12 protein-coding genes are annotated in these 13,282 nt (G+C 38.3%); 7 read left to right on the forward strand and 5 right to left on the reverse strand.

Annotation, left to right across the window (positions count from 1 at the left end; translation table 11 throughout):
* Both PZE06_RS10730 and PZE06_RS10735 read right to left on the reverse strand, forming a co-directional pair.
* Nucleotides 1-1,057, reverse strand: a 1,057-nt coding sequence (locus PZE06_RS10730) for an IS3 family transposase (RefSeq protein ID WP_275791680.1), incomplete at its 3' end; no start/stop codon positions are given.
* 109 nt (nt 1,058-1,166) lie between these two features.
* Nucleotides 1,167-2,441, reverse strand: coding sequence for a BaiN/RdsA family NAD(P)/FAD-dependent oxidoreductase (locus PZE06_RS10735; RefSeq protein WP_150915670.1), 1,275 nt, complete (start codon nt 2,439-2,441; stop codon nt 1,167-1,169).
* A 216-nt stretch (nt 2,442-2,657) separates the two neighbouring features.
* On the opposite strand from PZE06_RS10735, the gene PZE06_RS10740 reads away from it, so the two are divergent.
* Nucleotides 2,658-4,277, forward strand: coding sequence for a putative polysaccharide biosynthesis protein (locus PZE06_RS10740; RefSeq protein ID WP_150915671.1), 1,620 nt, complete (start codon nt 2,658-2,660; stop codon nt 4,275-4,277).
* Nucleotides 4,278-4,441: 164 nt separating this feature from the next.
* On the opposite strand, the gene PZE06_RS10745 is transcribed toward PZE06_RS10740, so the two are convergent.
* On the reverse strand, nt 4,442-4,666 hold the full coding sequence (locus PZE06_RS10745) for a hypothetical protein (protein WP_150915672.1): 225 nt from the start codon (nt 4,664-4,666) through the stop codon (nt 4,442-4,444).
* A gap of 145 nt (nt 4,667-4,811) precedes the next feature.
* Here PZE06_RS10745 and PZE06_RS10750 point away from each other — a divergent pair, with 145 nt between their 5' ends.
* Nucleotides 4,812-5,531, forward strand: coding sequence for a pseudouridine synthase (locus tag PZE06_RS10750; RefSeq protein WP_150915673.1), 720 nt, complete (start codon nt 4,812-4,814; stop codon nt 5,529-5,531).
* A 65-nt stretch (nt 5,532-5,596) separates the two neighbouring features.
* Here the strand turns inward: PZE06_RS10750 and PZE06_RS10755 are convergent, their stop codons facing one another.
* Nucleotides 5,597-5,818 (reverse strand): DeoR family transcriptional regulator, encoded by a 222-nt coding sequence (locus tag PZE06_RS10755; RefSeq protein ID WP_150915674.1) that lies wholly within the window; start codon nt 5,816-5,818, stop codon nt 5,597-5,599.
* Between the two features lie 606 nt (nt 5,819-6,424).
* On the opposite strand from PZE06_RS10755, the gene PZE06_RS10760 reads away from it, so the two are divergent.
* The 4 genes from PZE06_RS10760 (at nt 6,425) to pepV (ending at nt 11,237) form a co-directional block, all read left to right on the forward strand.
* Nucleotides 6,425-7,699 (forward strand): M48 family metallopeptidase, encoded by a 1,275-nt coding sequence (locus PZE06_RS10760; protein ID WP_150915675.1) that lies wholly within the window; start codon nt 6,425-6,427, stop codon nt 7,697-7,699.
* Between the two features lie 242 nt (nt 7,700-7,941).
* Nucleotides 7,942-8,649 carry an ABC transporter ATP-binding protein gene (locus tag PZE06_RS10765; protein ID WP_150915676.1) on the forward strand — a complete coding sequence of 236 codons (708 nt, stop codon included), beginning with the start codon at nt 7,942-7,944 and terminating at the stop codon, nt 8,647-8,649.
* 48 nt (nt 8,650-8,697) lie between these two features.
* Nucleotides 8,698-9,819 (forward strand): ABC transporter permease, encoded by a 1,122-nt coding sequence (locus PZE06_RS10770; RefSeq protein ID WP_225310782.1) that lies wholly within the window; start codon nt 8,698-8,700, stop codon nt 9,817-9,819.
* 23 nt (nt 9,820-9,842) lie between these two features.
* A complete protein-coding gene (pepV, locus tag PZE06_RS10775; protein ID WP_150915747.1) occupies nt 9,843-11,237 on the forward strand; it encodes a dipeptidase PepV in 1,395 nt (464 codons plus the stop codon).
* Nucleotides 11,238-11,595: 358 nt separating this feature from the next.
* Here the strand turns inward: pepV and cysK are convergent, their stop codons facing one another.
* A complete protein-coding gene (cysK, locus tag PZE06_RS10780) occupies nt 11,596-12,531 on the reverse strand; it encodes a cysteine synthase A (protein WP_150915678.1) in 936 nt (311 codons plus the stop codon).
* Nucleotides 12,532-12,707: 176 nt separating this feature from the next.
* Between cysK and thpR the strand changes: the two genes are divergently transcribed.
* Complete coding sequence (gene thpR / locus PZE06_RS10785; RefSeq protein WP_150915679.1) at nt 12,708-13,259, forward strand: RNA 2',3'-cyclic phosphodiesterase; 552 nt, start codon at nt 12,708-12,710, stop codon at nt 13,257-13,259.
* Nucleotides 13,260-13,282: the final 23 nt, after the last annotated feature.

The following is a 13,282-nucleotide window of genomic DNA, read 5'->3' on the forward strand; positions in this document are numbered from 1 at the left end:
TTCCCTGGTCCGAATGAATAAAGGCATCTTTATGCAATGTAACTTTCTTGTTGTTCATCAATTTCTGGATCGTCTTCGTAGCGATATCTAAAGTAATACGGTCAGAAACATGATAAGCTAGGATTTCATTAGTGGAAGCATCTTTTACGGTTGACAAATAAGCCATACTATTTCCGTTATATGGCAAATATGTAATATCCGTTAATAAAACTTTCCCTGGTATACCCTGCTTAAACTCTCTGTTTAACTTATTGGCTACGACTTGATGCTCCTTTGTTGCTTTAGCGATTTTTTTATAAGGATTTGCCTTTCTATGAGGACAGACTATTCCGTATTTCCTCATGATTCTTTGTATCTTTTTACGACTAAATATGATGTTATAATCATTCTCCAAAATCATTTTGATGGATCGGGACCCTTTCTTATATCCCCGTCGATTAAAGGCCTTTAGTATGATTTCTTTCGCTTCAAAGTCCAATTGTTCTCTGGCTTCACGGACAGTAGATGCTTTAAGGAAGCTGTAGTATCCAGAACGAGAAACCTCTAGAAGATCACAAAAATACTTGGTCATACGCTTAAAACCACTTTGTTCAATGGTCTCAGAAATCAATTGAAATACTCTACTCGGTTCTAGGTTTTCGCTTGCGTTTAGCAGCCTCCTTTCTGTCACTTCGAGCTTTTTTAATAACTCTACTTGCCCCTCCAGTAGCTTAATTCTAGCTTCTTGCCTTTCAATCACTTCAGAAGAGGTAAGTTCCCGTTTTAATGGTCTACCAGAACTTGATTTTCTTGAATCTGTAAGTCCAATTAACCCTTCCTTTTCATAGGCTTTCTTCCACCTGTAGGCAGACTGTTCAATTCGTTTCATTCCTATAACGTCCACATCAAAGCCGTTTTCAATGAAGATCTGCCGAGGGAGTTTGCCCCCCAAATACTCGTCCATAAATTTATTCTTAAATGAATCTGTATATGTAATAGATCTCTCGCTAACACTTTGTACGTTTGGATTCTTTTGAAGCATTTTTACCTCTGTAGTTGAAAATGTTATTTTACTCATGTTGTCCCCTAGTTCTTATTTAGTAAGTTTAAGTATATAAAAAAATACCTATAGATAAAACACTCTTTTTCAAGTGTCCTAACTATAGGTACCATATTAATAGGAGGCTTCACTTTTTATTTTCTTGAACGAAATGTGCTGCATTCATCCCAGCCAGTCTCCCTGTTACGAGAGCAGAGGTAATGTTGTAGCCACCAGTGTAGCCATGGATATCGAGAATTTCCCCACAGAAGTAGAGTCCATTCCTTTTCTTTGATGCCATCGTCTGCGGCTCGATCTCTTTTATGGACACTCCTCCGCCAGTAACGAAGGCTTTTTCCAAAGGAAGCGTCCCGTTTACTTTAAATTGAAATTGTTTACAGCTACGTGTGAATGCACGGAGTTTATCAGAAGAAAGATTGGCCCCTTGGATGGCTGGATCAATTTCATTATAGGCGAGAAGGAAAAGTAAATAACGTTCAGGGAGCAAACCTTTTAAAATATTTTTCACACTTTTTTTTGGTTCCGTTTTGATTAATTTCTGCCATTCTTGAAAAAGAAGCTCTTCTTTTTTATCTGGAAGTGCATCTAAGCTCATCACCACTTCAGATAGATTCCACTTTTTCATTGCTTTTACTACAAACTGGCTGCATCTAAGAACAGCAGGACCGCTGATACCAAAATGGGTAAAGATCATATCCATCTGATGGGTAATGAGTGCCTTACCTTTAGGATTAAGTACGCTTAATGAGACGTCTCGTAACGATAACCCTTGTAGCTCCTTTTGTTTAATGAACGGCTCAGCTGAAGTTAATGGGACTTCGGTCGGGTAAAGCTCGGTGATTGTATGGCCGACCTTTTCAGCCCATGCATAGCCATCACCAGTCGAACCGGTGTGAGGAACTGATTTACCACCAACCGCAATAATGGCTGTTGCAGTGGTATAGCTCTGTCCGTTTTTCACATGAACAGTGATGGGGCCTCCCTCATTAAAGTCAATATCTGAGACAGGCGAATTGGTTTTTATTTGTACATCCAAATGTTCCAACCTGCTTAAAAGAGCATTCACAACGGACTGTGCCTTATTTGAAGCAGGGAACATCCTTCCGTGATCTTCCTCCTTTAATTCAATGCCAAGCTTTTCGAAAAACTTGATAATATCTTCATTATTAAAAATCGAAAATGCGCTATATAAAAAGCGCCCATTTCCAGGGATATGCTTGATGATTTCATCAATCGGAAGGCGATTCGTCACATTGCATCTTCCGCCTCCTGAAATCGCTAATTTCCTCCCAAGCTTGTCCCCTTTATCGATTAATAAAACGATCGCTCCTTGTTCACCAGCAGCAATGGCTGCCATCAGACCAGAAGGCCCACCACCGATGACAATTACATCATATTGCATCCATTCATTCTCCTTAACGACTCCATTTAATTGGAGGATATTTATTCTAAAAATGGGCTTTTACTTTTGAAAAGCATCTAATCAGTATATTATAGAACATGAACGATTGTCATGAAAAGGATACATATAAAGGTAGAAGTTATTTTTAAAGAAGTGTAAACTGTTAAATTGGAAGATTTTTTTTTGCTCGCTGATTTTTGATTAGGATGGGATGTTATGTCTTCAAAGCTGTTAAGAGGGACATTTGTGTTAACCTCTGGTACGTTTATTTCGAAATTTCTTGGCTTGTTTTATGTCATTCCTTTTTTTGCCTTAGTCGGGAATGAAGGAACGGCTCTTTACAATTATGCCTATGTTCCCTACACGATTTTCATCAGTATTGCGACGGCAGGGATTCCTGCATCCGTTTCTAAATTTATTTCAAAATATAATGCCATTGAAGAATATGCCGTTGGAAGGAAATTATTTAAAACAGGTCTCGTGTTAATGGCGATTACAGGTATTATTTCCTTTCTGATTTTATATATAGCTGCCCCTACTTTAGCAGCGATGGTGATTACCGATCCAGACTTTATCGATCATATGGCGGATGTCACAACCGTTATTCGAGCAGTCAGTTTTGCTTTAATCATTATTCCATTTATGTCTATTATACGAGGTTTTTTCCAAGGTCATCAGTCAATGGAACCGACAGCCGTTTCTCAAGTGGTTGAACAAATTGTCCGGATTGCTTTCGTATTAGCGGGTGCCTATATCGTTTTGAAGGTAGCTCAAGGGAGTTTAGTAACGGCAGTTAGCTTTTCTGTTTTTGCGGCTTTTATTGGTGGTCTAGGAGGACTTGCGGTTCTATTTTGGTACTGGGTTAAGAAAAAACCGATGTTTGATGAACTGCTGCTTCGTGATCGAAAAACGATGGATATTTCTGTTAAAGATATTTACAAGGAAATCCTTCTTTATTCCATTCCTTTTGTATTAGTCGGAATTGCCAATCCCTTGTTTCAATTTATTGATCAGTTAACTTTTAATCCAACGATGGTCTCGATGGGCTATGCTTTCAATGAGGCTGAGCATGCTTTTTCAATCCTTAATTTCCAAGCGCAAAAGCTTGTTATTATTCCAGTTTCACTGGCAACAGCTTTTTCGTTAACATTAATTCCAGCAGTCACTAAATCTTATACAGAGCAAGATCAGCTCGGATTAAATCGCCAATTGAATCAAACGTTTCAAGTACTTACCTATTTAACATTACCAGCCGCTCTTGGTTTATCTTTGTTAGCAGAGCCTTTTTATACGGTGTTTTATGAGCCAGATGCTCTGGGAGCAGAAGTATTAGAAGCGTATGCGCCAATAGGGATGCTCTTTGCCCTTTATGCCGTGACAGCAGCTATTTTACAAGGAATTGATGCGCAGAAATTTAATATTCTTAGTTTATTAGTGGGCATTTTAATTAAGCTCAGCTTGAATATCCCGTTGATAAAATTGATGGAAACAAAGGGCGCGATTCTAGCAACGGCACTTGGTTATAGTGTGGCTATTTTAATCAATTTATTTGTAATTAAAGCATTCTCTAAATATCGCTTTCGTCTTGTTTTTAGAAGAGGGATCTTAATCGTGATCTTTACGGCGATTATGTATTTCGTTACAAAGCTTGTGTATTATTTATTGACGATGTTCCTTTCGCCAGACGTCAAGCTTGAAGCGCTTATCATGGTTGCGCTTTGTGCAATAGCAGGTGCGGGAGTGTATTTCTATTTAGGGTTAAAATCGAAACTAGTTAATTTCCTATTTGGTGCTAGGGTCGATCGGATTAAAGAAAAGCTAAGGTTAAAAGTTTAACGATGATAAGGAATTTTGGCGTTCCAGTATATGTGTGGTAGAGGTACAACTGAGCAAATTTAGCAGTTTCCTTATCGATGCAAGGAGTGTTCGTATTAGAACAGAGTAGCAGCAAGTAAAAAACAGGTCACCATTTGCGGCGACCTGTTTTATCATCCATTCATTTAGTAGTTGTCGTAGTAGATGCCAAGTCTGTTTTCGATGCGATTTATACGGCGTTCAAGACGATCCAACTGCCGTTCAAGGCTTTGAATTTGCCGCTCGATGCGTTCAAAACGGCGATCAACGTTGCCGCCTCCAGGCAAAGGAACGCTTGGATAGCCAGGAACACCTGGAATAAAAAATCCTTGGCCAGTCACTTGAGGTTGACCTTGTTGCCGATAATACATTAGTATACACCTCCTACGCGGGAAATGATATAAATATAGATACTTGAAATCGTAAATTTGGTATAGCCGTGATATTAGTCTATGAGCAACTATGAATAAGGGAAGGGCAGTTGCCCAGTGAGTATGTGGAAATGGGGATTGAAAAATGAGAATTGATAAAATGCTTGCAAATCTTGGCTATGGAAGTCGCAAAGATGTAAAAAAATTGCTGAAAGACGGAGCAGTTAAGATAAACGATAAATTGGTTAAAGACGCAAAGGAGCATGTTAATCCTGAAGAGGATACTGTGACTCTTTTCGGTGAGGTAGTGGAATATAAAGAATTTATCTATTTAATGATGAATAAGCCACCAGGTGTCATTTCTGCAACGGAGGACCGTTATGAAAGAACTGTTGTTGACCTGTTAGAAATGGAAGATGCCATTTTCTCTCCATTTCCAGTTGGAAGATTGGATAAGGATACAGAGGGTCTTTTACTTTTAACGAATGACGGACAGCTTTCACACCGTTTATTATCCCCTAAAAAGCACGTGCCAAAGACGTACTTTGCTGTTATTGATCAGGAAGTAACAGAGGAGGATGTGTTGGCTTTTAAAAAGGGTGTTACACTAGATGATGGTTATGTTACGAAATCAGGAGAGCTGGCGATTTTAAAATCAGGACTACGTTCAGACATTGAATTAACGATTACTGAAGGTAAATTTCATCAAGTAAAAAGAATGTTTGAGGCAATTGGAAAAAAAGTGCTCTATTTGAAACGGATATCGATGGGACCGTTGGAACTTGATGAAACGCTTGAACTCGGAGAGTATAGAGAGTTAACGGAAGTTGAATTAAAGCGTTTGCTTGAATATGAAGTAAAGTGAATCATCTACATAAAGAAGTCGCCCCATTTGAGGCGACTTCTAATTTCTTAAAGTAAATTTTTCGTTTACGAGGTTATTTTTACTTTTTTGTGTGTTGTTGTCCATTTACCACGACTTGGGCTTTCAACTAAGTCGTTATAAGCTAGAACATTTAAATCTCGTTGGATCGTCCGAGGAGTTGTACCAAATTCTTCTACAAGCTCTTGAGTTGTTACAGTTCCTTGTTGATTAATAAACATGTAGACGGATTTGATTCGGTTTATCATCCGGTTAGTCGAAGGTTTCAAAAAACCACTCCCTATCCTTTTTTCAAACCTGTGGCATAATCCTACAACTGACAGCTTCTATGAGAATCCTCTCATACATATGTACGCTTCTTTTCCCAAGACAACCCCTTTATCGATTTCTTTCAAATATACTTTCATATTAAACGTTATAACATAATTCTAAACTTATTTTCTAATAATTTCTACTTTAATGAATTAATTTATTGAGATTCTTCTCCCCTTTCTTGTCTTTCTCAGTAATACATATGGGAAAAGACAAGCTGTTTATGTACGAAAATTGAAAATTCTTATAACTTATCATTCACTTCTTTTCAGTATTTAAATAAAAGGGCGGGAGCTGATTCTAGTTTGATTGACGGTGTGTACCCCTCCGAGTGGAGTTGTTACAGAATCGCTAACAGCAATCCTATTGTTGACTTAAAGAACTGTTTGATTTGAATTTGACAATGGTTCTTGGAATAAGGCGGAACATTAATAATAGAACCTCCTGATGAAGGGAACGGAATGCTACTTCTTTTGTTGAGGAAACTAATATTTCCCTCTATTCGATCTTTTCTTGATCGGTTATAATTCATAACAGACTATCAAGAAAGGAAGATTTTGTTTTTGGATACAACAATTGAAAATCATCTTGTACATCGCAAGGAAAATATTTATTTTGGGCTTGTTCTCATTTTTAGTATTTTGACTTACATTCTTTTAACTTTTTCTATTATTGGAGTGTTTGTCATCGCATTTATTTTATTTCTTTCTCTTGTTCTCAATGGTCTTTATATTGGTGGGATTCGTCGCAATGGGGTAAAGCTAAGTGAAGAACAATTCCCTGAGATTTATGAAAAAGCGGTAATCGTAGCTAAAGATATGGGTTTATCGAAAATACCCGATCTGTATGTTGTCGAATCTGAAGGAGTGTTAAACGCTTTTGCAACGCGTTTTTTTCAAAAAGATATGGTCGTTCTTTATTCAGGCATATTTGATCTGATTGAAAAAGAAGGAGAAAAGGAAGTCCTCTTTGTTTTAGCCCATGAGTTTGCCCATTTAAAAAGAAAGCATGTGTTAATAAGCTTGTTAATTTTGCCGGCAATGTGGATACCTTTCCTTGGGAATGCATACTTGCGGGCATGTGAGTATACTTGTGATCGTTATGCAACCTACTATATTCAGTCATTAGGAGCATCTACAAATGCGTTGCTCATGCTTGCGATTGGAAAAGAACTTTACGCAAAAGTAAATCATGAAGTTTATATGAGGCAGCTTCAAACAGAATCAGGATTTTTTGTTTGGTTGAATGAAAAACTTTCGACACATCCTCACTTACCAAAGAGAATTTATGAATTATCAACCTGCTATGCCCCTGAAGCGACAGAACCATTAAATGAACCAAAGGGACGCGTTTGGATAGGGCTGATCATTGCGATATTTTCTATTATCATTGTGATTTCAGGGTTTACCTATGCTGTTTTTGCTCTAGGTAAAACAGATTTCTTTCCGGAGATTCATTCAGAAATCGATGATACAACTCCGTTAATAAATGCTGCGATAGAAAATGATGTCGCAAAAATAGAATCTCTTCTTGATGAAGGAATGGACATCAATGAAATGGATTTCGAAGGATCTACCGCTCTTCATTGGGCCGTGTACTATTCTTCTTACGAAGCAGCAGAGGCTCTTCTAAAGGCTGGAGCAGATCCAAATACAGTTGATGAATACGAGACAACTCCATTATTTTCAGCAGTATTTGCGGAAGACCTTGAGATGGTCAAACTTCTGCTGAAATATGGAGTAGATATTGACTATAAGGATTCGACAGGCTCAACTGCATATGATTATGCTGTTGACTATGAGTATAATGAACTTGCCACATTGCTAAGTGAAAATTAAAAAATTAGTGGATGGATTGAAACTTTTTAGCATCAGAGAGTAAGTGAAGAGAACGGCCTCTGTTTTCTTCCTTGCTCTATTGTTTTTTTCCGTTGCAGTAATCTAGTGCGACTATTAAAAGGTTCTTAATCGAACCATTGGAAAGCAAATATGCTCTGCTGTAAGCTTTACTTTCTCAATTTCTTAATTTTTGCAAACTTTTTCAAGTCTCATTCGTATGTATTAATAGGAGGTGCAGCATTTTGAGTCTTTTGACTGTTGATATTCTTCAAGCTGGATACGAAAAAGAGCAAGCAATTATTAAAGATATTCAATTTTCCCTAGAAAAAGGTGAGCTGATCGGGCTCATCGGTCCGAATGGAGCTGGAAAAAGCACTACGATAAAGTCGATTCTGGGCCTTATGGAATACTTGCAAGGGGAAGCGACTTTTCAACTACCAGAGAAGTATTCCTATATTCCCGAGCGACCGATTTTTTATGATGAAATGACGTTGTGGGAGCATTTGGATTTTGTTGCAGCAGTTGAAGAACTAGCTGAGCAAGAATATCAAATGAAAGTGAACGAACTCCTTCGTTTGTATAAATTACATGAGGCCGCCCATCAATTGCCGGCAACTTTTTCAAAAGGAATGCAACAAAAAGCGATGCTTATTCTCGCTCAAATTACGAAGCCGGCTGTTTACATAATCGATGAACCATTTATTGGTTTAGATCCAAGCGCAGTGAAGCTCCTCCTTTCCTCTCTTGAGGAAGAAAGACAACGTGGGGCTGGGATTATAATGTCTACACATGTGTTGGACACGGCGGAAAAGGTTTGTGATCGCTTTCTTCTCATAAATAATGGGAGACTCGAAGCATCAGGGACATTAGTGGAAATACAGGAGCAGTGCGGACTTGTAGGTGGCTCATTATTTGACTGCTTTCATAAAATTGCAGAGGAAACAGAATGATGAACAGCTTCAAAATTTTCCGCCACCGCTTATTTCAAAATTGGCGTTATCAGATTAAAATCTTTCCGTCAAATAGCTGATTGGACGATTTGGCTCTATCTCATTATTCCTGCCATTGTCGCGTTCATCGTTATATATCGCTCTTGGTGGATAGAAGGAGCCCCTCCGTGGATTCAATGGATGCCAATAGAGTTATTTTTTGTAGCAGGTTACTTATTTACTTGGCTAGGTACATACCGAACTTATGTTGATGGTGCAGATAAGGTTTTTTTAGTGAAGAAAAGGGAGTTGTTTTACGGATTAAAAAAATGGGGATTTCGTTATTCAGTGCTGTTTCAGGCACTTTCTACTTTAGTTATAACCGCTCTCTTGCTTCCTTTTATCATTCAACATTATCAGTTAACATCGATTCATGTCGGTTCATATTTTTTGTTTTTATTATCGATCAAGTACATGATCATGTATATAAAGTTTCATATTAAAAAGATTGAAGGAAAATGGATTAGAATCTTTTTAACAATTGGATTTTTTATCGTTGTAAGTTGGGGAGCTCAGGCAATTGCTCACCTTTGGGAAAATCATTCATTAATGATGATGTTGTTCGCTGTTGTGATTGGGAGTGCGGCCCTTCTTCTGTACTTTCCGTTATTAAGGAAGAACTCCGCGATGGAAGCAGAATTATTAATTGAGAATGAAGAGAAGCAGAAGCTTGTTAATATGATCTTTCAAATGTCCTATGATATTGAAAAAACGAAGGTGATCACAAGAAAACGACCATGGTTGTTTCGAAATTCACGACGCATTTTTAAGAAAAGAACGGCAGTTAATGGGTTTGTTGAATTGTTTGTAAAAGTGTTTATCCGCAATAGCTCCCATATAATGACTTATTTTCAAATTTGTTCTGTTACGATAGCGGCTGTTTTAATTATTCCACCATTATGGATTAAGTGTTTCATCTTAGGTGGATTTTTATTGATGATGTGGAGTTGGTTGGCAGGTCTCTGGGAGAGAATTATTTTATCTCATCCTTTTACAAAAAAATATCAAGAGCATGATGCGTATTTTGCTGCTAGAAAGCGAACCATTACGGTATTGTATGTAGTAGCGATCATAATTGTTGGAATTCCCATTACTATAGGCTTACTCGCATTTAACTTTTTAGGAACTTGAGGGAGGGTTTAAAATTGAATTGGATGAAAGAAGTTCAAGCACGAAAACAGTCACTTATTGAGGATACACAAAATTTATTGAAGATCAAAAGTTTATTAGATGAAGACAATGCAACAGCAGATGCCCCGCTTGGTCAAGGGGTTAAGGAAGCATTGCAGTTCATGCTTGAGCTTGGTGAAAAAGATGGGTTCATTGCTAAAAATGTGGATAATTTAGCAGGACATCTTGAGTTTGGACAGGGGGATGAGCTAATCGGAATCCTTTGCCATGTCGATGTTGTTCCAGAAGGTGACGGATGGTCGAGTGATCCATTTGGTGCTGATATTCGAGATGGAAAGATTTTCGCTCGTGGAGCAATTGATGATAAAGGCCCAACAATGGCTGCTTATTATGCCATGAAAATTGTGAAAGAATTAAAATTGCCGCTAACCAAAAGGGTACGCATGATTATTGGAACGGACGAAGAAAGCAATTGGCGCTGTGTTGATCATTATTTTAAGCATGAGGAAATGCCGACATGTGGATTTGCCCCAGATGCTGATTTTCCAATTATTTATGCTGAAAAAGGAATTGCTGACTATGATCTCGTACAAAAGCCACTCTCAACAAATGAGAAAGTAGGGAATGAATTGCTTTCTTTTGAATCGGGGAGACGTTACAATATGGTTCCTGATTATGCCAAAGCGATCATTGCTATGTCTGGAAAGTCTGCACCAGTAATCGGCGCCTTTGAAGATTTTTTAAAGGATAACGATGTGACAGGTAAGCATACGAATACAAAAGAAGGTTTGCTGTTAGAACTGGAAGGAATTTCTGCTCACGGGATGGAACCGAATAAAGGGAAAAACGCTGGTCTAATATTAGCAAAGTTTCTTTCAGGACTAGAGCTTGATAAGCAAGCTGCTGCTTTCATTCAGTTTGTTTCTGCTTATTTTTATCAAGATTCTCGTGGACATGCATTGGGAATTGCCTATTCTGATGACATTACGGGAGATTTAACGATCAATGTAGGCAAATTGAGTTATGATTTAGAAAAGGGCGGTAGATTGGGTCTTAATATGCGCTATCCAGTTACGACAAACTTGGAAGATACCATTGCTAATTTGGAAGAGAAGTTGACTGTAGAAGGATTCAAGATCGATAATTTTTCCGATTCCAAGCCGCATCATGTGGACGAGCAGGACTTCTTAGTACAAACATTAAAAAAGGTTTATGAGGAACAGACAGGAGAGAAAGCAGAGCTTCTGTCGATCGGTGGTGGTACATATGCCCGGTCGTTAAAATCAGGAGTTGCATTTGGTCCGCTTTTTCCAGGGAGACCGGATATTGCGCACCAAAAGGACGAGTATATGATTATCGAGGATTTGCTGAAGGCAACTGCCATTTATGCGCAGGCTATTTATGAACTTGCCAAATAAAAAGAACCTGAGACAAACTTTAAGATGCACAGAGAGGCTACCCAATAAGCTCTTAAAATAAAGGAAGTGGAGTAAAACGTTTCGTTTTCTCCACTTCCTTTATATTTTATGATCAATCCTTTGAAAGAAGCTGGCGACAGCTGCTACCTTTAGGATGCTGTAGGGGCATGATAAAACCTAACTCAAGCATACCTGTAAATAGGAATGCTAGTGGCTTCCCGTAATCTTTAGCTCGGAACCTCTCTAAAGCATATTTAATGAAGAATGTTTTTGGGGGAGTTCCGAAGCTCATTGTTACTTGTCCGCTCTCTCAAAAATGTGCGGAAATCGATTTTTGAGAAGTCGCAATATTTTTTGTCTATTCTTCAAAGCGGAATAAATCACTTGATAAATATCTTTCTCCTGTGTCGCAGGCAATACAGACAACTGCTGTACCAGCCTCTAAAGTTTTTGCGACTTCTAGGGCTGCAAAGCAGGCGGCGCCAGATGATGGTCCAACAAGAATTCCTTCCTTGCTTGCAAGAAGACGCGTAATTTCATAAGCATCATCGTCGGTAATTTGGTGAATCTTATCATATACCTTTTGATTTAATGTGTTTGGAATGAAGCCAGGGCTTGTTCCGACAAGTTTATGTCTTCCTGGTTTTCCACCCGATAGTACAGGTGAACCTGCTGGTTCGACAACATGTACTTGCATATCTTTATAATGATCTTTAAGAACTTCGCCTGTTCCTGTAATGGTCCCCCCTGTTCCTGCGGTGGCAACAAAGGCTTTAAGCGGTTTTCCGATTTCTTCCATCGCTTCAATGATTTCTAAACCAGTTGAATGTCGATGGGCATCAGGGTTTGCTTCATTGTCAAATTGCATGGGAATGAAGCTGTTTGGAATTTCTGCTGCCAATTCCTCCGCTTTTTTTATCGAACCGGGCATTTTTTCATCACCAGGAGTAAGTACGACTTCTGCTCCGTATGCTTTTAATATATTGATCCGTTCTTTTGTCATTGTATCAGGCATAACGAGTATCGCTTTATAACCTTTTGCAGCAGCATTCATTGCTAAGCCAATACCTGTATTCCCGCTCGTTGGCTCAATAATAGTTGCTCCTTTTTTCAGCAGTCCCTTTTTTTCTGCTTCCACTATCATATTATAAGCAGCTCTATCTTTTACGCTACGGCTGGGATTATAAAACTCCAACTTTAAGTACACATCTACTCCATTTTCTGGAGCAAGGCGATTTAATTTTACCATTGGAGTATCACCAATTAAATCAGCAATATTTTCTACGAACTTCATCAAATCTTCCTCTCTCAAATCGATCAAGATTCCATTACTGTCTATTATGAACGAACTTCTTCCTTATCATATCGAAAACATACTATTCCGGGCAACTGGGTTGATTATCATTTTTTAGGTGGTTATGATGAAAAGAATAGAAAATACATTTAATGTTTCAAAGAAAGGACGATATAATGGAAAGAACCCCACATTTTTTTTACGCTTTAAAGCTTCCGCAAGATGCGAAGGCATTTTTGGCGCAAACTTCTGACCGCTTACGGGAAGAACTGTCTTTTAACCGCTGGGTGCATGAAGAGGACTATCACATTACTTTAGCTTTTTTAGGAAGTGCCACTAAGGAACAGCTTAATGCATCGTTAACTTATGTTGCAAGGGAACTTACCGTACATTCCCCTTTTTCTTTAACGATTCAAGATTTTGGAGTATTTGGGAACAGCGATTCTCCGAGAATTTTTTGGGCGCGGTTAGATAAAGAAGAAAAGCTACTGCAACTACGAAATTCAGTATATCAATCATGTGTAAATGCGGGATTCAAACTTGAAACAAGAGAGTTTCGACCCCATATAACTCTTGCGCGAAGATGGCAAGGTGAACAACCATTTTCGAAAGTATATTTAACAGGAAACGTTCCATTTTCATTTCAAGCAAATGAAATCGTTTTATACGAAACACATGTTGAAAAGACTCCAAAATATGAAATGAAAGAATCTTTCTTTTTAAAATAGCTATGTTAATCAGGATAATATTG

This window comes from Robertmurraya sp. DFI.2.37 (assembly GCF_029211245.1).
GTDB classification, from domain to species: domain Bacteria; phylum Bacillota; class Bacilli; order Bacillales; family Cytobacillaceae; genus Robertmurraya; species Robertmurraya methanolica_A.

What these genes read in the sequence shown, in the direction of transcription:
- PZE06_RS10735 (WP_150915670.1), bottom strand. Translation starts at nt 2,441, where the DNA reads ATGCAATATGATGTAATTGTCATCGGTGGTGGGCCTTCTGGTCTGATG.
- PZE06_RS10740 (WP_150915671.1), top strand. Translation starts at nt 2,658, where the DNA reads ATGTCTTCAAAGCTGTTAAGAGGGACATTTGTGTTAACCTCTGGTACG.
- PZE06_RS10745 (WP_150915672.1), bottom strand. Translation starts at nt 4,666, where the DNA reads ATGTATTATCGGCAACAAGGTCAACCTCAAGTGACTGGCCAAGGATTT.
- PZE06_RS10750 (WP_150915673.1), top strand. Translation starts at nt 4,812, where the DNA reads ATGAGAATTGATAAAATGCTTGCAAATCTTGGCTATGGAAGTCGCAAA.
- pepV (WP_150915747.1), top strand. Translation starts at nt 9,843, where the DNA reads ATGAAAGAAGTTCAAGCACGAAAACAGTCACTTATTGAGGATACACAA.
- cysK (WP_150915678.1), bottom strand. Translation starts at nt 12,531, where the DNA reads ATGAAGTTCGTAGAAAATATTGCTGATTTAATTGGTGATACTCCAATG.
- thpR (WP_150915679.1), top strand. Translation starts at nt 12,708, where the DNA reads ATGGAAAGAACCCCACATTTTTTTTACGCTTTAAAGCTTCCGCAAGAT.